The 15,524-nt window shown below is 64.3% G+C and carries 17 protein-coding genes; 9 read left to right on the top strand and 8 right to left on the bottom strand.

What is annotated here, in order from left to right:
- Window positions 1-14 precede the first annotated feature (14 nt).
- Window positions 15-986, bottom strand: coding sequence for an NAD(P)H-dependent glycerol-3-phosphate dehydrogenase (locus ACZ5Y5_RS12400; RefSeq protein ID WP_464808918.1), 972 nt, complete (start codon window positions 984-986; stop codon window positions 15-17).
- Window positions 983-2,017, bottom strand: a complete 1,035-nt coding sequence (tsaD, locus tag ACZ5Y5_RS12395) for a tRNA (adenosine(37)-N6)-threonylcarbamoyltransferase complex transferase subunit TsaD (protein ID WP_464808917.1) — start codon at window positions 2,015-2,017, stop codon at window positions 983-985. Before tsaD ends, ACZ5Y5_RS12400 begins: the two co-directional genes overlap by 4 nt.
- Before the next feature lie 45 nt (window positions 2,018-2,062).
- On the opposite strand from tsaD, the gene hemC reads away from it, so the two are divergent.
- The 4 genes from hemC (at window position 2,063) to ACZ5Y5_RS12375 (ending at window position 5,428) form a co-directional block, all read left to right on the top strand.
- Window positions 2,063-3,001 carry a hydroxymethylbilane synthase gene (gene hemC / locus ACZ5Y5_RS12390; protein WP_464808916.1) on the top strand — a complete coding sequence of 313 codons (939 nt, stop codon included), beginning with the start codon at window positions 2,063-2,065 and terminating at the stop codon, window positions 2,999-3,001.
- Window positions 2,998-3,666, top strand: a complete 669-nt coding sequence (locus ACZ5Y5_RS12385; protein WP_464808915.1) for a uroporphyrinogen-III synthase — start codon at window positions 2,998-3,000, stop codon at window positions 3,664-3,666. The genes hemC and ACZ5Y5_RS12385 overlap by 4 nt, the downstream gene beginning before the upstream one ends.
- 28 nt (window positions 3,667-3,694) lie before the next feature.
- Window positions 3,695-4,564: a hypothetical protein gene (locus ACZ5Y5_RS12380; protein WP_464808914.1), complete on the top strand. Its 870-nt coding sequence runs from the start codon at window positions 3,695-3,697 to the stop codon at window positions 4,562-4,564.
- Window positions 4,565-4,678: 114 nt separating this feature from the next.
- Window positions 4,679-5,428, top strand: a complete 750-nt coding sequence (locus ACZ5Y5_RS12375; RefSeq protein ID WP_464808913.1) for an esterase/lipase family protein — start codon at window positions 4,679-4,681, stop codon at window positions 5,426-5,428.
- 65 nt (window positions 5,429-5,493) lie between these two features.
- Here the strand turns inward: ACZ5Y5_RS12375 and gltX are convergent, their stop codons facing one another.
- Together gltX and ACZ5Y5_RS12365 are read right to left on the bottom strand one after the other, a co-directional pair.
- A complete protein-coding gene (gene gltX, locus ACZ5Y5_RS12370; RefSeq protein ID WP_464808912.1) occupies window positions 5,494-6,819 on the bottom strand; it encodes a glutamate--tRNA ligase in 1,326 nt (441 codons plus the stop codon).
- Window positions 6,820-6,902: 83 nt separating this feature from the next.
- Entirely contained in the window at window positions 6,903-8,558 is a 1,656-nt protein-coding gene (locus ACZ5Y5_RS12365) for an NAD+ synthase (protein WP_464808911.1), read from the bottom strand.
- 118 nt (window positions 8,559-8,676) lie between these two features.
- Here ACZ5Y5_RS12365 and ACZ5Y5_RS12360 point away from each other — a divergent pair, with 118 nt between their 5' ends.
- Entirely contained in the window at window positions 8,677-9,612 is a 936-nt protein-coding gene (locus tag ACZ5Y5_RS12360) for a ribose-phosphate pyrophosphokinase (protein ID WP_066525693.1), read from the top strand.
- A 23-nt stretch (window positions 9,613-9,635) separates the two neighbouring features.
- On the opposite strand, the gene ACZ5Y5_RS12355 is transcribed toward ACZ5Y5_RS12360, so the two are convergent.
- Window positions 9,636-9,875, bottom strand: a complete 240-nt coding sequence (locus ACZ5Y5_RS12355) for a hypothetical protein (RefSeq protein ID WP_464808910.1) — start codon at window positions 9,873-9,875, stop codon at window positions 9,636-9,638.
- A gap of 52 nt (window positions 9,876-9,927) precedes the next feature.
- Window positions 9,928-10,356, bottom strand: a complete 429-nt coding sequence (locus tag ACZ5Y5_RS12350; RefSeq protein ID WP_464808909.1) for a VOC family protein — start codon at window positions 10,354-10,356, stop codon at window positions 9,928-9,930.
- 77 nt (window positions 10,357-10,433) lie between these two features.
- On the opposite strand from ACZ5Y5_RS12350, the gene hisN reads away from it, so the two are divergent.
- The gene (gene hisN / locus ACZ5Y5_RS12345) at window positions 10,434-11,219 is read left to right on the top strand and encodes a histidinol-phosphatase (RefSeq protein ID WP_464808908.1); all 786 of its coding nucleotides are present in this window, start codon (window positions 10,434-10,436) and stop codon (window positions 11,217-11,219) included.
- A gap of 3 nt (window positions 11,220-11,222) precedes the next feature.
- On the opposite strand, the gene ACZ5Y5_RS12340 is transcribed toward hisN, so the two are convergent.
- Window positions 11,223-11,753 carry an O-acetyl-ADP-ribose deacetylase gene (locus ACZ5Y5_RS12340; protein ID WP_464808907.1) on the bottom strand — a complete coding sequence of 177 codons (531 nt, stop codon included), beginning with the start codon at window positions 11,751-11,753 and terminating at the stop codon, window positions 11,223-11,225.
- Between the two features lie 36 nt (window positions 11,754-11,789).
- Window positions 11,790-13,970 (bottom strand): AsmA family protein, encoded by a 2,181-nt coding sequence (locus tag ACZ5Y5_RS12335; RefSeq protein ID WP_464808906.1) that lies wholly within the window; start codon window positions 13,968-13,970, stop codon window positions 11,790-11,792.
- A 158-nt stretch (window positions 13,971-14,128) separates the two neighbouring features.
- On the opposite strand from ACZ5Y5_RS12335, the gene rpmI reads away from it, so the two are divergent.
- The 3 genes from rpmI (at window position 14,129) to ACZ5Y5_RS12320 (ending at window position 15,489) form a co-directional block, all read left to right on the top strand.
- On the top strand, window positions 14,129-14,332 hold the full coding sequence (rpmI, locus tag ACZ5Y5_RS12330; protein ID WP_007689506.1) for a 50S ribosomal protein L35: 204 nt from the start codon (window positions 14,129-14,131) through the stop codon (window positions 14,330-14,332).
- Window positions 14,333-14,345: 13 nt separating this feature from the next.
- Window positions 14,346-14,708: a 50S ribosomal protein L20 gene (gene rplT, locus ACZ5Y5_RS12325; RefSeq protein WP_022682430.1), complete on the top strand. Its 363-nt coding sequence runs from the start codon at window positions 14,346-14,348 to the stop codon at window positions 14,706-14,708.
- A gap of 160 nt (window positions 14,709-14,868) precedes the next feature.
- Window positions 14,869-15,489, top strand: coding sequence for a LysE family translocator (locus ACZ5Y5_RS12320; protein ID WP_464808905.1), 621 nt, complete (start codon window positions 14,869-14,871; stop codon window positions 15,487-15,489).
- The last annotated feature ends 35 nt before the right edge of the window (window positions 15,490-15,524 follow it).

The following is a 15,524-nucleotide window of genomic DNA, read 5'->3' as shown; positions in this document are numbered from 1 at the left end:
GGAGAGCGATGGATTTATTCCGGCCGCAGCGGGCGGGCGAGCAGCGCGTCGATGACCTGGCCGAGTGGCGCGGCATCTTCGAGCAGAGCGCAGACGGCTTCGACCACCGGCATCTCGACCATGGCGGCACGCGCGGCATCGCGCAGGACAGGAGCGGTGAAGGCGCCTTCGGCAACGGTGCGGCGGTTGGCCAGCAGTTCGGACGCGGGCCTCCCCTCCCCAAGACCTTTGCCCAGTGAGAAATTGCGCGAATTGGTGGACGAGCAGGTGAGGACGAGGTCGCCGAGGCCCGAAAGGCCCGACAGCGTCTCCGCGCGCGCGCCCCGCGCAAGGCCGAAGCGCGTCATTTCAGCGAAGCCCCGGCTGATGAGCGAGGCACGGGCGTTGAGGCCAAGCCCCGCCCCTTCCGCGACGCCACAGGCGATGGCGAGGACATTCTTCACCGCGCCGCCAATCTCCGCGCCGACGACATCGTCGGACAGATAAGGGCGGAAGGCCGGGCGAGCGATACGCGCTGCAATGCGGCTTCCAAGATCCGCATCGGCGCAGGCCAGGGTGATGGCGGTGGGCAACCCCTTGGCCACCTCATGCGCGAAGGTAGGACCGGACAGCACTGCGATGGGAGAGCCAGGCTGCGCCTGTTGCGCGACCTCCGACATGAGAAGGCTGGTGCCCGCCTCAATCCCCTTGGAGCAGAGGATGAGCGGCAGGCCGGAGGGAAGCCCCGCAACCACGCCGCGTAGATGCTGCGCGGGGCTTACTATGAGCAGCAGATCGCGATCGGCCATTTCGGTCATGTCGCCGGTCGCGCGCACTGCGGAGTTCAAGGGGATGCCGGGCAGATAAAGCGGATTGAGGTGGTCGCGGTTCACCGCCTCCACTACTTCGGGCTCCAGCGCCCAGAGGCAGACATCCTCTCCCTGCGAAGAGAGGGTCTGCGCCAGCGCTGTCCCCCATGCGCCAGCCCCGATGACACCCGCCTTCATGCTTTCACTCCCGCTCCGCGTGCTTTTTCCGCGCCCGGATCAAGCGGCCACCGCGGACGGGCCGGGACAGTAAGATCATCGACCAGCCCGGCCGCATAACGCTCCGCCCCTGCCCAGGCAATCATCGCCGCATTGTCGGTGCAGAGCCAGAGCGGCGGTGCCACGAAAGGCAGGTCATATCGCGCAGCGAGCGCCTGAAGCGCGGCGCGAATGGACTGGTTGGCCGCAACGCCCCCTGCTACGACAAGCGCGGTCATCCCCCCATGGCTGGCTAGCTGTCTTTGAGTCCGATCGATCAGGCAGTCGATGACGGCCTGCTGAAAACTGGCGGCGATATCTTCGGTCGAATATTGGCCAGATTGCGCGGCGCGCATGACGGCGCTTTTGAGACCAGCGAAGGAGAAGTGCGGTTCGGCCGTGCCGACGAGCGGGCGCGGCAACGGGACGGCCTTCGGATTGCCCTTCGCCGCCGCCTGTTCCACGGCCGGTCCGCCAGGATAGCCGAGGCCGAGCAGCTTTGCCGTCTTGTCAAAGGCTTCCCCCGACGCATCGTCGATCGTGGTGGCGAGGCGGGCATAGTCGCCCGGTCCGCGAACATGAAGCAGCTGACAATGGCCGCCCGACACCAGCAGAAGCAGATAGGGAAATTGCAGCGACGGGTCCGCCAGGCGCGGCGACAGGGCATGGCCTTCGAGATGATTGACCGCCACCAAGGGCTTGTTCGCGGCATGGGCCAGCGCCTTGCCGGTGACGAGGCCGACCATCACGCCGCCGATCAGGCCGGGCCCGGCCGTCGCGGCGATGACATCGACCTGATCCAGCGTGAGATTGGCGTCGGCGAGCGCCGCTTCGATCAAGGGGCTCAGCGCCTCGACATGCGCGCGGGCGGCGATTTCTGGCACGACCCCGCCATAAGGCCGGTGCGCTTCCTCTTGCGTCGCAAGCCGGTGCGCGAGGATCTTGCCCTCCGCCGTCACCAGCGCGGCCGCAGTTTCGTCGCAGCTAGATTCCAGGCCGAGGATGATCGTCATATGCTGCTTCCATCTAATGCCCACGGCCATTAGAGCAAGCGGCATATGACAACGCCTTCTCCCTTGCCTGATCGTCCGCTCCGCCTTGGCACGCGAGGTTCCCCGCTCGCCCTTGCCCAAGCGCGCATGACGGCGGAGGCGCTGCGCGCCCGCCACGGCTGGGACGCGGATGCGATCGACACGGTGATCGTGCAGACCAGCGGCGACCGCATTCAGGACCGGGCGCTGGCGGAGATTGGCGGGAAGGCGCTGTGGACCAAGGAGCTGGACCGCGCATTGGTGGCTGGCGAAATCGATTTCGCCGTTCACAGCATGAAGGATGTGGAGACCATCCGGCCGTCGGAAATCGGGATCGCCGCGATGCTGCCACGCGCGGATGTTCGGGACCGGCTGGTCGGTGCGGACAGCTTTGCGGCTTTGCCCCCCAACCCGGTGGTGGGGTCCAGCTCGCCACGACGGGCGGCGCAGGTGAAGCGGCTGCGCCCCGATGCACAGGTGGTGCTGTTCAGGGGCAATGTGGCCACGCGGCTGGCCAAGCTGGCGGCGGGCGAGGTGCATGCGACCTTGCTGGCTGCGGCAGGGCTCGACCGGCTCGGCCAGCAAGATGTCGGGACGAATATCGCGCTCGACGTCATGCTGCCTGCGCCGTCGCAGGGCGCGGTGGGGATCGAAACGCTCAACAGCAACACGGCGATGATGGCATTGCTGGCGGGCATTAACGACGCCGACACGTTCGACTGCGTGATGGCCGAGCGAGCAGTGCTCAAGGGGCTGGGCGGCACCTGCCACTCGCCGATCGCTGCGTTGGGACGGCTCCAGGGAGAGGAAATTCGGCTCACAGCCGAGATATTGAGCCCAGATGGCCGAGAGTGCGTCGGCGACACCGTCGACATTGCGCGCGGCGATGTGGATGCCGCCGAGGCTTTGGGCCAATCATTGCTGGGCCGCGCCAGTGCGGAGCTGCGCGCGCTGTTCGAGGCGTGAGGCCCGTCATCATCCTGCGGCCCGAACCCGGCGCGAGCGAGAGCGCTGCGCGGGCGAAGCGGCTGGGCCTTGTGCCCCGGCTTTGCCCCCTGTTCGAGGCGCGGGCGATCGAGTGGGACGCGCCGCCAGCTGAGGAGTTCGACGCGTTGTTGATGACCAGCGCACAGGCGGCGCGGCTTGGCGGGCCGCAGCTCGCCAGTTACCGCGACCTTTCCGCTTATGCCGTGGGCAGCGCGACCGCGCGCGCCATGGCGGACGCAGGTTTTCAGAAGGTCGTGTCCGGCGATCAGGATGGTAGCGCCATCGCGACGCGCATCGCTGCCGATGGCCGCCGCAGGCTACTGCACCTTGGCGGCACGACCGTTGCGCCGATCGAAGCGGGGCCGCTCAGTATCCGGCGGGTGGCGGTTTACACTATCGGTGAGAAAGCGGACGCGGCTCTGGGACCGCTACTGGAGCGCGGAGCGGTGTTGCTGGTCCATTCTCCCCGCGCGGGGAACAGGCTTGCGGCGCTTGTCGGGCCGCAGCGGCGCAGCGAACTGCATGTCGTGGCGATCAGCGCTGCGGCGCTTGCCGCCTGCGAGACGGGTTGGGCCAGCGGCGAAGCGCCCGATCAGCCGGATGATGAGAGGATGCTGGCCCTCGCCGCCCGATTGTGCGAATGATCCCGCCAAGATGCAAGGAAGGTCCCCGATGAGCGAAGAAGGCGGCGCGGCAAACGTCACGGCAATTCCGCCTGCCGCGCCGCGGGGGCGCAGTCCTTGGCTGATGCTGATCCTGCTGCTCTTGGCCTTCGCGATTGGTGTGACGCTGACGATCCTGGCGATGCCCCATCTTCAGGGACGTTGGAGCAATAGCGTGCGACAACCGGTGGTGGCTACTGATCCCTATTTGCGGCCCGGCGTGGCGCTGCGCCCGCTAACTGGCGACGCGGCGCAGATGCTGGACGGCCGGGTGGTGCAGCTGGAGGAACGGCTGAACCGCATCACCGTGGAAGCGCAGGCCGCGTCAGGCAACGCCGCGCGGGCGGAAGGATTGCTGGTCGCCTTCGCCGCGCGCCGCGCGCTGGATAGCGGCATGCCGCTTGGTTATGTGGAAGGGCAGTTACGGCTGCGATTTGGTCAGGCGCAGCCACGTGCGGTCGCCACGATCATCAACGCCGCGCAAGAGCCGATAACGCTGACTGATCTGCGGGGCGGGCTTGCCAGTATCGCTGACCAGTTGACGACGCCGGGGCCACAGACAAGCTGGTGGGAGGCGTTCCAGCATGAGGCACGCGAACTGGTCACCATCCGCCGCGCCTCCACCCCCTCCCCCCAGCCGGAGGCTGCGATGGACCGCGCGCTGCGCTATATCGATGCGGGGCGCGTCAGCGCAGCGCTGACCGAAGTAGAGCGCATGCCAGGCCGAGCCGTCGCCGAACGCTGGATGCAGTACGCGCGCCGCTATCTGGAAGCGCGACGCGCACTCGACCTCATCGAAACGGCCGCCATTCTGGAACCGCGGCAGGTGCGCGCGGCCGATGGTGCGGCGGTAGCGCAAACCTCTCCACTAGCGCCCTAAGCTCTGTCACAATCGACGAATGGTCGGCGCAAATGCGCGAAACCATTGGACGCGTGGCGCATTTGTCATGAGAATGTCATCTTTCGCCCTTCGGGCTTTGGAGACCCTATTCTCGTGCCGCCTTATGCTGATTCGATTGCCAGCTTCTGGAAAGGGCGCCTAGCCACCGGGCCTCGCGCATCTCAGTTGCCGTCGGTTCAGCATTTGCTGGCCAATGCCTCGATGCCCTTCGACCTCGCACGCAGCCGCGCGCAGGCCGATTCGCTTGCCAAGGCGATCAGGGGTGATGGCCGACAGATATTGTTGATACCGGGGCTGCTGGCTTCGGAACAGCGGATGGGTGCGCTGCGCACCATATTGCGGGCGGCGGGTTTTGACGTGCATGACTGGGGAATGGGCCGCAATTTCGGGCCTCGTTCCGACACCCTTGAAAAAATCGATCGGCGCGTGGACGAAATCCGGCGCAGCAGTGGCGAGCCGGTGACGCTGGTGGGCTGGAGCCTGGGCGGGCTGTTCGCGCGGGAATATGCCAAATATGCGAGCGCAAAGGTTGGCGGCGTTGTCACCATGGGCACGCCTTTTTCGGGTGACGCCCGCGCCAATCACGCGTGGCGGCTCTATCAGCTGGTGTCCGGCCATGCGGTGGATTCCCCGCCTTTCGTCTGCAATCGGGAAGTAAAGCCGCCGGTACCCACGGTTGCGCTATGGTCGCGCCGGGACGGGGTGATCCTGCCTGAATGCGCCAAGGGCCAGGCTGGCGAGCGCGACCGGGCGATCGAAGTGGATTGCACCCATATGGGCTTTGCGGTGGCGCCGGAGGGGATTCTGGCTGTTGGCAAGGCGTTGGAGAGCATGCGGCACTGATCGGCCGCCGGGCGGCAGTGGACGGCATTTCCTGGGATTAGATCCAGCTTCCGCTGGGGTGACGGTCAGGAGAGGCGTTTTAGGGCTTCATCCCTGCCGATCAGGGGCAGCAACTGGCCCATGTCGGGGCCGTGATCCAGGCCAGTCAACATGCGGCGGAGGGGGAGGAATAGGACCTTGCCCTTGCGGCCCGTCTGCTCCTTCAACCTGTTGGTCAGGGCGCGCCAGATGTCGGCGTCAAATTCCGTCTCCAGCAGGATTTCGCGCGCTGTGGCAACGAAGGCGCGGTCCTCCTCTTCCAGTTCTGGAGCGTCGATCGGGCCGGTGACGATCCGCCACCAGTCGGCCGCTTGGGCAACAGTTTCCAAATTGGGCCGGATCGCCTCCCATCCCGCTTCGTCCACGCCATCGGGCAGACGTTCGGATACCGCCTGATAGGGCAGGAGATGGACGATCTTCTGATTGAGTGCGGCAAGCTCGGCTTCGTCGAACCGCGCGGGTGCGCGGCCGAAATGAGCGAAGTCGAAACTGTCGATCAACGGTTCTATGGCGCCGAAGGGCTCGATCGGCATTGATGTGCCGAGCCGTGCGAGCAGCGCAAGAATGGCGATCGGTTCGAGTCCATTTTCGCGGAAATGCGCGACACCGAGCGAGCCAAGACGCTTGGAGAGCTTGCCTTCGCTGCCCGTCAGCAGCGCTTCATGCGCGAACTGGGGCAAGGATGCACCGAGGGCGGTGAACATCTGAATCTGCGTCGCCGTGTTGGACACATGATCCTCGCCGCGCAGCACATGGGTGATGCCCATGTCGATATCGTCGATGACCGACGGGAGCATGTAAAGCCAGCTGCCGTCGGCGCGGCGGATCACCGGGTCTGACAGCAGCTTCGGGTCGAAGCGCTGCTCGCCACGGATAAGGTCGGTCCAGACGATCGGTTGGTCATGGTCAAGCTTGAAGCGCCAGTGTGGCGTGCGGCCCTCTGCTTCGAATGTCGCGATGTGATCCGCGGTCAGCGTAAGCGCCGCACGGTCATAGACAGGTGGCAAGCCACGGCCGAGCAGGACCTTTCGGCGCAGGTCGAGTTCCTGGCTTGTCTCATAGGCCGGATAGACATGGCCCGATGCCTTGAGCCTTTCGAACTGTTCTTCATACAGGGCGAAGCGGTCCGACTGCTTCTCCTCTCCGTCCCAGTGAAGGCCGAGCCAGCGCAGGTCTGCCTTTATCGCTTCGGCATATTCCGGGCGCGAGCGTTCCAGGTCCGTGTCGTCGAGGCGCAGAAGGAACCGGCCGCCACTCTTGCGCGCCCAAAGCCAGTTGTGGAGGGCGGCGCGGATATTGCCGACATGCAGATTGCCGGTCGGCGACGGGGCGAAGCGGGTGATGGTGGTCATTGTCTGTCCCTGTCCGTTCAGCTCGAGCTTGTCGAGAACCGTTGCGCTTCGCGCTTCTCGACTTCGCCCGAAGCAAACGGGCTTTAGAGAGTCCGGAAGGCGTTGGTGATCGGATAGCGGCGGTCGCGACCGAAATTGCGCATGCCAAGCTTCACGCCTGGAGGCGATTGGCGGCGCTTATATTCGGCAACATAAAGAAGGCGCTCGATACGGGCGACGACGTCCTTGTCGAAGCCGCGTGCGACCAGCTGCTCGACTGACAACTCTTCCTCAACCAGGCCGTAAAGGATCGGGTCGAGCACCTCATAGGGCGGCAGGCTGTCTTCGTCCTTCTGATCCTCGCGCAGTTCGGCGCTGGGCGGCTTGGTGATGACCCGATCCGGCATGACAGGGCCGGAGGGACCGGAACCAAGCGAGGGCACATTTTCGTTGCGCCAGCGGCTGAGGTCGAAAACGGTCGTTTTGTAGGCATCCTTCAGAACCGAATAGCCGCCCGCCATGTCGCCATAGATGGTGGCGTAGCCGACCGACATCTCGCTCTTGTTGCCGGTGGTGAGCAGCATATGGCCGAATTTGTTCGAGATGCCCATCAGCGTCACGCCGCGGATGCGGGACTGGAGATTTTCTTCGGTGAGGTCGCGCTGGCGGCCTTCGAACGCGGGCGCCAGCATCCTGTCGAAAGCTGCAACGGCAGGCTCGATCGGGATGGTATCGTATCGCACGCCGAGCAGCCGGGCGCATTCGACCGCGTCGTCCAGGCTGTCCTGGCTGGTGAAGCGTGAAGGCATCATCACGCACCATACGCGTTCCGGCCCGAGCGCATCGACGGCTACGGCAGCGGACAAGGCCGAATCGATACCGCCTGACAGGCCCAGCACCACGCCGGGGAAGCCATTGCGGTTCACATAGTCGCGCAGGCCGAGGACCATGGCGTTATAGATGTCGGCCGGACGCGCATCGAGTGGATGGCGCTCGCCGGGGATGCACACCCATTGGCCTTCCCACTTTTCCCATTGGGTGAGGACCAGCGCTTCCTCCCAATCGGGCAGTTGGTGGGCGATGCTTCGGTCCGCGCCCATGACGAAGGACGCGCCGTCGAACACCAGCTCATCCTGGCCGCCGACGCGATTCAGATAGACGAGCGGCAGGCCGGTTTCGCGCACGCGCGTGCCGGCAACCCCGTTGATACGGCGATCGTCCTTGTCGACCTCGAACGGGCTGCCATTGGGGCTGATGAGGATTTCGGCGCCCTCCGCCCGCAAATGCGCGGTCACGAAGGGGAACCAGATATCCTCGCAAATCGGAACGCCGATCTTGACGCCCTTGAAATCAATTGGTGCGGGCAGCGGACCGGGCGCGAACAGGCGCTTTTCATCGAACGTCCCATAATTGGGCAGCTCGCGCTTCTGGCGGATGGCGGTGACTGCGCCATTTTCCAGGAGCGCTACGACGTTGAAGAGGACGCCCTGAGACGCGACCACGGTGCCGACCAGCATCGCCGGGCCGCCGTCGGCAGTGGCCTGAGCCAAGCGATCCAACTCATGGTTGGCGCGATCGACCAATGCGGGCTTCAGCACCAGATCCTCCGGCGGATAGCCGATCAGCTGTAATTCGGGGAAGACGATGAGATCGGCGCCCGCCGCCCGGCTGCGCCATTCCAGCATCGCATCGGCATTGGCGGCAAGGTCGCCCACCGATTGCGTCATCTGGGCAAGGGCGATCACGAGTTTGTCGGTCATGGGCGAGCCCGTAGAGCATTTTACCGCAAGGCGCAAAAGCGCCTTTCCACGAACGACATGCGCCGCTAAAGGGGCCGCGTTTCACACAGCGTCATCAATTCGTCACGGGGGTTTGGCCATGAAACTCATGACCGGCAATTCCAACAAGCCGCTCGCGGCTGCAATTGCAGACTATATTGAAATCCCCCTGACCGACGCGAGCGTCCGCCGCTTCGCCGACGAGGAAGTTTTCGTGGAAATCCATGAGAATGTCCGCGGCGAAGATGTGTTCGTGATCCAGTCGACGGCGTATCCGACGAACGACAATCTGATGGAACTGCTGATCATGATCGATGCGCTCAAGCGCGCGTCGGCCAAGCGAATCACGGCAGTCGTCCCCTATTTTGGCTATGCGCGGCAGGACCGGAAGCCCGGCCCGCGCACGCCCATCTCCGCCAAGCTGGTGGCCAACCTCATCACCACGGCCGGCGCGAACCGCGTTCTGTCGGTCGATCTGCATGCCGGGCAGATTCAGGGCTTCTTCGACATTCCGACCGACAACCTCTTCGGCGCGCCGGTCATGTCGGCCGATATCCAGGCGCGTTTCGGCGACCGCAACCTGATGGTCGTGTCGCCTGACGTCGGCGGCGTGGTGCGCGCGCGTGCACTTGCCAAGCGGCTGGACAACGCCCCGCTCGCCATCGTCGACAAGCGGCGCGAGCGCGCGGGCGAATCGGAAGTCATGAACATCATCGGCGATGTGAAGGGCCGCTTCTGCGTCCTGATCGACGATATCGTCGATTCGGCGGGTACGCTGTGCAATGCAGCTGGCGCGCTGAAGGCTGCCGGTGCTGAAGATGTGGTCGCCTATGTCAGCCATGGCGTGCTGTCGGGCGGCGCGGTGGCGCGTGTCGAAGCATCGGAACTCAAGGAGCTGGTGATCACCGACTCGATCCAGGGTACTGACGCGGTATGCAACGCCAAGAGCATCCGTCACCTGCCGATCGCACCGCTGCTGGGCGAAGCGATCAAGCGTATCGCGGATGAGAGTTCGGTCTCAAGCCTGTTCGACTGACCGGGAAGTTGCGCCGCGCGACTTTATGAAGCGCCCGGCAGCAGCACCAACGGCAGGCAGAAGAGCAGGATCAGCGCGCCGACGACACGCTGCGCGCGGGATATGCCTAGAGGCTTGTCCTGCCACAGCATCGGGCAGGCGAGCAGCGCCAGCAGGAAGAGCATGTTCGACAGGCTGAAAGAGCCGCCGACCGGCATGTCCTGCCGCAGCGCCAGAGCCCCCAGCAGGGCAGCAAAACTCAATATCCAGCCGATCAGCGCCACGCGACACTCCCTTGTCTGCGCACGAAGCTAACCCGCCGATATTGCGGAAGGCTTAAACGCTCGCCGCCCAGGGATTGTAGGTGCCAAAGCTCCAGATATTACCTTCCGGGTCCAGCGCCTCATAGCCGCGTCCGGGATAGCCCTGATTATCATGGGGCTCACTCACCACCACCGCGCCTTCATTGCGGGCATGAAGGCAATGCGTGTCCGCATCGGGCACGACGACATAGATGCAGGCGGTGACGCCGCCCAGATCGCGCGGCGTGGTCCAACTGTAAAGAGACTCCTCCTCTCCATCCTTCGCGCTGCCCAGCATAACCATGCCCTCCCCCAGCAGGAGTTCGGCATGGTGGATGATGTGCGGATCAGCCTCATCCTCGTAGGACGCGCGCAACTCGAAACCAAAGGCGTCGCAAAGGAAGCGGATGGCGGCAGGAGCATCGACGTAACGCAGGCCGGGGATCACGGGCGAACCGGGCATTTTTCCCTCCTTCACGGGCGAGGAATCGGAATGGTGCAGCCTAGCGCGCCCGGCGCTTTCCCGCTAGGCGGAGAGCCATGACCACCCGCGATGACCTGGCCCTTGCCCACCGCCTTGCCGATGCCGCCGCGACGGCGATCCGGCCCTTTTTCCGCGCGCGCTATGACATGGAGTTCAAGTCCGACAAGTCGCCGGTGACAGAGGCCGATCGCGCCGCCGAGGGGGCCATCCGGGCCATACTCGAAACGGAGCGGCCGCAGGACGGCATCATCGGCGAGGAATATGGCGCAACGCGCGAGGATGCGGAGCGGGTGTGGATACTCGATCCGATCGACGGGACGCGCAGCTTCATCGCCGGGCGTCCGATCTTCGGCACGCTGATCGCGCTCACCCAGGCAGGCTGGCCGACGATCGGCATTATCGACCAGCCGATCACGAACGAACGCTGGGCCGGAATGATGGGGCAGCCGACGACCTTCAACGGCTTGCCGGTGACGACGCGGGCCTGCCGGTCGCTTGAGGAAGCGATCGTCGCCAGCACCGGGCCACAATATTTCCCAGCCTGTACCGGCGAACATTTCTCCCGCCTCGCAGGCCAATGCCGCGATACCGTGTGGGGTGGTGACTGCTACAATTATGGGCTGGTCGCGTCAGGGCATGTGGACATCGTCATCGAAGCGGGCCTGAAGCTGCACGATATCGCCGCGCTGGTGCCGGTGGTTGAAGGCGCTGGCGGGCGCATGTGCGACTGGGCTGGCGATCCGATCACCGCGGAGAGCGACGGCCGGGTGATCGCGCTTGGCGACCCTGCCCGGCTGGATGACGTGCTGGAGGCTCTCGCCGAAGGGCATCACGACCATTGACGGTCAGGCTGCCTGTTCTTCCACGGCGCGGCTATAGATGTCAGCGCTGTCTTCATCGAAGCAGATGAAGAGAATGAGATCGAAGGCGTTGGGGAAGGCGGCAAGTTCCTCCCGAACCGCGCGGGCGGCGATCAGCGACGCCTGATCCTTGGGGAATCCATAGATGCCGGTGGAGATAGCCGGAAAGGCTATGCTGCGCAGCATATGATCCCTCGCGAGGCCAAGCGACGAGCGATAGCAGCTGGCGAGCAGGTCATGTTCGCCCATGCCTCCCCCTCTCCAGACGGGGCCGACGGTGTGGATGACATGAGCAGCGGGCAATTTGTAGCCGCGGGTGATCCGTGCTTGCCCGGTCGGGCATCCGCCAAGGGTGCGGCATTCCGCGAGCAGTTCAGGCCCGGCGGCATGATGGATTGCGCCATCCACCCCGCCCCCGCCGAGCAATGAATTGTTGGCGGCGTTGACGATCGCGTCTGTGGCGCAGCGGGTGATATCCGCGGTGAGGACGTCCCAGCGGGTCGTGCGGATGATCATGGAGTCTCGTCTATCAGGGATGAGGCTGGCGCAGGGTTAGAATATCCCGAGAAATTTCTTCTTCTGCTCTTTCTTCTCCCTGGAACTAGCCCTGCCGGATTCTTCCTTCGCCGTGGTGCCCCGGCCCACATCGTCGCGGGGCTTTCCGCTCTTGGTACGTTGAGCGGCGGCCGTGGCCCCGGCGAGTACGGGACCGCAGGCGGCGCTTTTCGCATCGCCCACATCGACGAAGGCGAGAACGGCGGCAAGCGGGCTTGCAGCGATGCCGAGCGCCGCCGCCGCGCCGCCCCTGGCGATCAGTTCGGGACTGATCACGTTGATGCCGGGCTTGGCGAAATAGCCGTTGATGCCGATCGGCGACTGGCCCGAGAAAAGGCTGAACTTCTTGCCATCGGCGCGGAAGGCGAGGTCGAGACTTTCATTCTTGAAGGAGAAGCCTCCCCGCCCCAGCATCACATTCTTCTTCGTATCGATGATGATGGGATCGGCGGCGGCAATGCCGTTGCGGACGGTGAAAGCTATGAGCCCGCAATTGATCTGGACCGGCTCTTTCAGCTTCTTTTCGAACATCTTGGTGATGAAGGTGCCGATGTCGAGTTCCGACAGCTGGACATTACGCGCCCACATGGTGCCTGCAGGCAGGATCACCGCAATGCGGCCATTGGAGGTGCTGAGCGAATCATGCACCGTGTCCCCAAGCCCGGTCATCTGCGCGCGCGCCTTGATGATGCCGGTCGTGCCGGATTCTTCCACCCCCCAGCGGCCGAGCAGCTTTCCCATCGGCGTGGGCGACAGCCGGACGTCATAGCTGGTCCGCACCGGCCGGCCGCGCGCGTTGATGTCTATGTCCGAACTCACATGGCCGCCCGACATGTCGAAGGTGAGCGGGGAGAGCGTCAGCAGGCTGCGTTCCAATGCCAGCGTCAGGCCAATATTGGAGATGGGCACGTTGGGGGCACGGACGCGGCGAACATCATAGCGGACATTCGCGTCGAAATTGCGCAGCGCTTCGACGCGCAGCGGGGCATCGGGCAGGATGCGGGGCGCACCGCCGACATTCTGGATGGCCCCATCAGCACCCTGCGCCTCCAGCCTCTGGGGGTTGTAACCGATGAAGGGGCCCACATCGATGATGTCGAGCGTCTGGGTGGTGAGGTCCGCCTTCAGCCGCAGACGATTTTTCGGCATGGACACCGTCATGCGGCCCGCAAGGTCGCTGTCGCCGAAGCGCCCTTTGAGATGCGTGAAGCGCCACTCGCCATCCTGTTTGGTAAGTGCCGAGGTAATCCGATAGGTGCGGGTTTCCGGGATGGCGACGCCCAGAAAGTCGAACAGCAGGGCAAGATTGGGCCCGCGCGTGAGAAGCCGCAGGTCCGCGCCCTCAATCTCGGTGGCTCCGGGCAGCGTGCCGCTGACCTCCATCACGGTGGCGCCTGATTGGGCGTGGAGCGCAAGACTGTTCTTGCCGCCCGTCACGGTTTCATTGGGAGAGAGAAGGCCGCCGCGCAGGGTGAAAGGACGGTCGCGCATCATACCGTCGCCGGAAAAGCGAACGTCGCTGGCGAAGCGGGTGTCCTGCGCCTTTACCGTTTCAAAACGGATATCCGTACGCAATTGCATGCGCGGATCGCGGTAGCGGAGCGTGGTGCCTGCCAGCAGCGCCCGCCGGACAAGAGGCAGATCGAGCGGCTCGCCCTTCTTGTTGGGATCACCGAAGGTCCATGTGTTGCTCTTCCCATCGCGCGACCATTCCAGGTCGGCCGCACCATTGCGCAGCTCCAGCCAGCGAACACGATATTTGTCTCCGAAGAGAAGACTCAAGGGAGCGATGCGCGTGTCGATGAGGTCGGCGTGGAAGAAATTGGGGCGGCTGGCCCAGGGCGTGTTGGCGATCGCCATGTTTTCCGCGCGGAACTTGATGGTGATCGGGTCAAAATAGAGCTGAAAATCGCCCCCTATCTTGACGGTCCGTTCAAGCCGGCTGGTAAGGAAACGTTCGAACGGATGCTTGAGGAAGCGCCCCTTGGTGATGAACAGGATGAGCCAGAGGAGAAAGATGAAGCCTATGATATAGGCAAGGATGCGGAGCGGCAGCGGGACCTTGTGCCAGCCTTCGCGCGTGCGCGCCCAATAATGGCCCAAACCCACCCCGACAGGGCGGGATGAGGGACCCGCGGTGGCCGGGGTGCCCGGCCGGAGGGGATCGGCGTCGGCCATGGCGCAACAACGCCGGTTCGCGCTTTTGGGTCCGAATCACCTTGCCTTGGACGACGCATCCGACTATGGGCCGCCCTTCGCGATATTCGGAAGGACCGCCCGGCTAACTAGGGCTGCCGTGGCTGTCCGTAATCGTCGCGCTGTAAAAGGAGACGAAAATGCCCAAGCTCAAGACCAAGAGCGGTGTGAAGAAGCGCTTCAAGTTCACCGCTTCCGGCAAGGTCAAGCACGGCGTCGCTGGCAAGCGTCACCGCCTGATCAGCCACAACGCAAAATATATCCGCCAGAACCGCGGCACGTCGGTCATGTCCGATGCCGACGTGGCACATGTGCGCCTCTGGGCGCCCTATGGCCTCAAGTAAGGAGTAGAGGCACATGGCACGCGTAAAACGTGGCACGACCACCAAGGCGAAGCATAAGAGGATTCTAGATCAGGCGAAGGGCTATTATGGCCGTCGCAAGAATACGATCCGTATCGCTCGCCAGGCCGTCGAAAAGGCCGGCCAGTACGCTTATCGCGACCGCAAGGTCAAGAAGCGGACCTTCCGTGGCCTGTGGATCCAGCGCATCAACGCCGGTGTCCGCGCCGAGGGCCTGACCTATTCGCAGTTCATGCACGGGCTGAAGCTGGCCGGCGTCGATCTGGACCGCAAGGTTCTGGCCGACATTGCGATGCACGAAGGCGAGGCGTTTAGCGCCATCATCGCTCAAGCGAAGGCTGCGCTGCCCGCAGCCTGATCCGGTTCGGTCGAAAGATCGTCCAAAGGGGCGCCGGGGCAGAAGCTTCCGGCGCCCCTTTTGTTTTTCAGTCCAATCTCCGTTCGCCCTGAGCCTGTCGAAGGGCGCGCGGCTTTGAAAGGCTCAGCCCAAACGAGGGTGAGCAAAGGAGGCTGATCCCATGTCGCTGCATGTCTGGTGGCTCTATATCACGGCGGTTTTCCTGATCTCGGCGACGCCGGGACCGAACATGCTGCATGTGATGACGCAGAGCATCGCCCATGGTCCGCGCAAGGCGATGGCCACCATGGCGGGGCTGATGAGCGCGGTGCTGCTGTGCCTCATCGCCTCCGCGCTGGGTCTGGGCGCGCTGCTGAAGGCATCCCCGCGCCTGTTCGATGTGCTGCGCTATGCGGGCGTGGCCTATCTGATCTGGTTGGGGATCAAGGCATGGCGCGCTCCGGCAACTGGCGGCGGCGATGCTGACGCGGGGCAGGCTCAGCGCACCAGCAAGCTTTATGGCACGGCGCTGCTGACCGGACTGTCCAATCCCAAGCTCATCATCTTTGCCGCCGCGCTGTTTCCGCAGTTCATCGACACCACCCGGCCTTTCGCGGTGCAGTTGGCGATACTGGTGGCAAGTTTCGTGGTGATCGAAAGCTTCTGGTACAGCGTCTATGCGCTCGGCGGCATGAAGCTGAAGCGCTGGCTGGAGCCGGCCAACCGGCAGCGGCTGTTCAATCGAGGAACGGGCCTGCTCTTCATTGGATTTGGCGGGGCGCTGCTGGGCGCGCGGGCCTGACCCTTTTCTTGGCGCTCGCGCCCGGCTAAGGCCCG

This window comes from Sphingobium sp. TomTYG65, assembly GCF_055395525.1.
The sequence above is the reverse complement of the archived record's forward strand: the minus strand, read 5'-3'. Positions and strand labels throughout refer to the sequence as shown.

What these genes read in the sequence shown, in the direction of transcription:
- ACZ5Y5_RS12335 (WP_464808906.1), bottom strand. Translation starts at nt 13,970, where the DNA reads ATGGCCGACGCCGATCCCCTCCGGCCGGGCACCCCGGCCACCGCGGGT.
- ACZ5Y5_RS12350 (WP_464808909.1), bottom strand. Translation starts at nt 10,356, where the DNA reads ATGCCCGGTTCGCCCGTGATCCCCGGCCTGCGTTACGTCGATGCTCCT.
- tsaD (WP_464808917.1), bottom strand. Translation starts at nt 2,017, where the DNA reads ATGACGATCATCCTCGGCCTGGAATCTAGCTGCGACGAAACTGCGGCC.
- ACZ5Y5_RS12400 (WP_464808918.1), bottom strand. Translation starts at nt 986, where the DNA reads ATGAAGGCGGGTGTCATCGGGGCTGGCGCATGGGGGACAGCGCTGGCG.
- ACZ5Y5_RS12365 (WP_464808911.1), bottom strand. Translation starts at nt 8,558, where the DNA reads ATGACCGACAAACTCGTGATCGCCCTTGCCCAGATGACGCAATCGGTG.
- ACZ5Y5_RS12320 (WP_464808905.1), top strand. Translation starts at nt 14,869, where the DNA reads ATGTCGCTGCATGTCTGGTGGCTCTATATCACGGCGGTTTTCCTGATC.
- ACZ5Y5_RS12360 (WP_066525693.1), top strand. Translation starts at nt 8,677, where the DNA reads ATGAAACTCATGACCGGCAATTCCAACAAGCCGCTCGCGGCTGCAATT.
- rplT (WP_022682430.1), top strand. Translation starts at nt 14,346, where the DNA reads ATGGCACGCGTAAAACGTGGCACGACCACCAAGGCGAAGCATAAGAGG.
- ACZ5Y5_RS12380 (WP_464808914.1), top strand. Translation starts at nt 3,695, where the DNA reads ATGAGCGAAGAAGGCGGCGCGGCAAACGTCACGGCAATTCCGCCTGCC.
- rpmI (WP_007689506.1), top strand. Translation starts at nt 14,129, where the DNA reads ATGCCCAAGCTCAAGACCAAGAGCGGTGTGAAGAAGCGCTTCAAGTTC.
- hisN (WP_464808908.1), top strand. Translation starts at nt 10,434, where the DNA reads ATGACCACCCGCGATGACCTGGCCCTTGCCCACCGCCTTGCCGATGCC.
- hemC (WP_464808916.1), top strand. Translation starts at nt 2,063, where the DNA reads ATGACAACGCCTTCTCCCTTGCCTGATCGTCCGCTCCGCCTTGGCACG.
- gltX (WP_464808912.1), bottom strand. Translation starts at nt 6,819, where the DNA reads ATGACCACCATCACCCGCTTCGCCCCGTCGCCGACCGGCAATCTGCAT.
- ACZ5Y5_RS12340 (WP_464808907.1), bottom strand. Translation starts at nt 11,753, where the DNA reads ATGATCATCCGCACGACCCGCTGGGACGTCCTCACCGCGGATATCACC.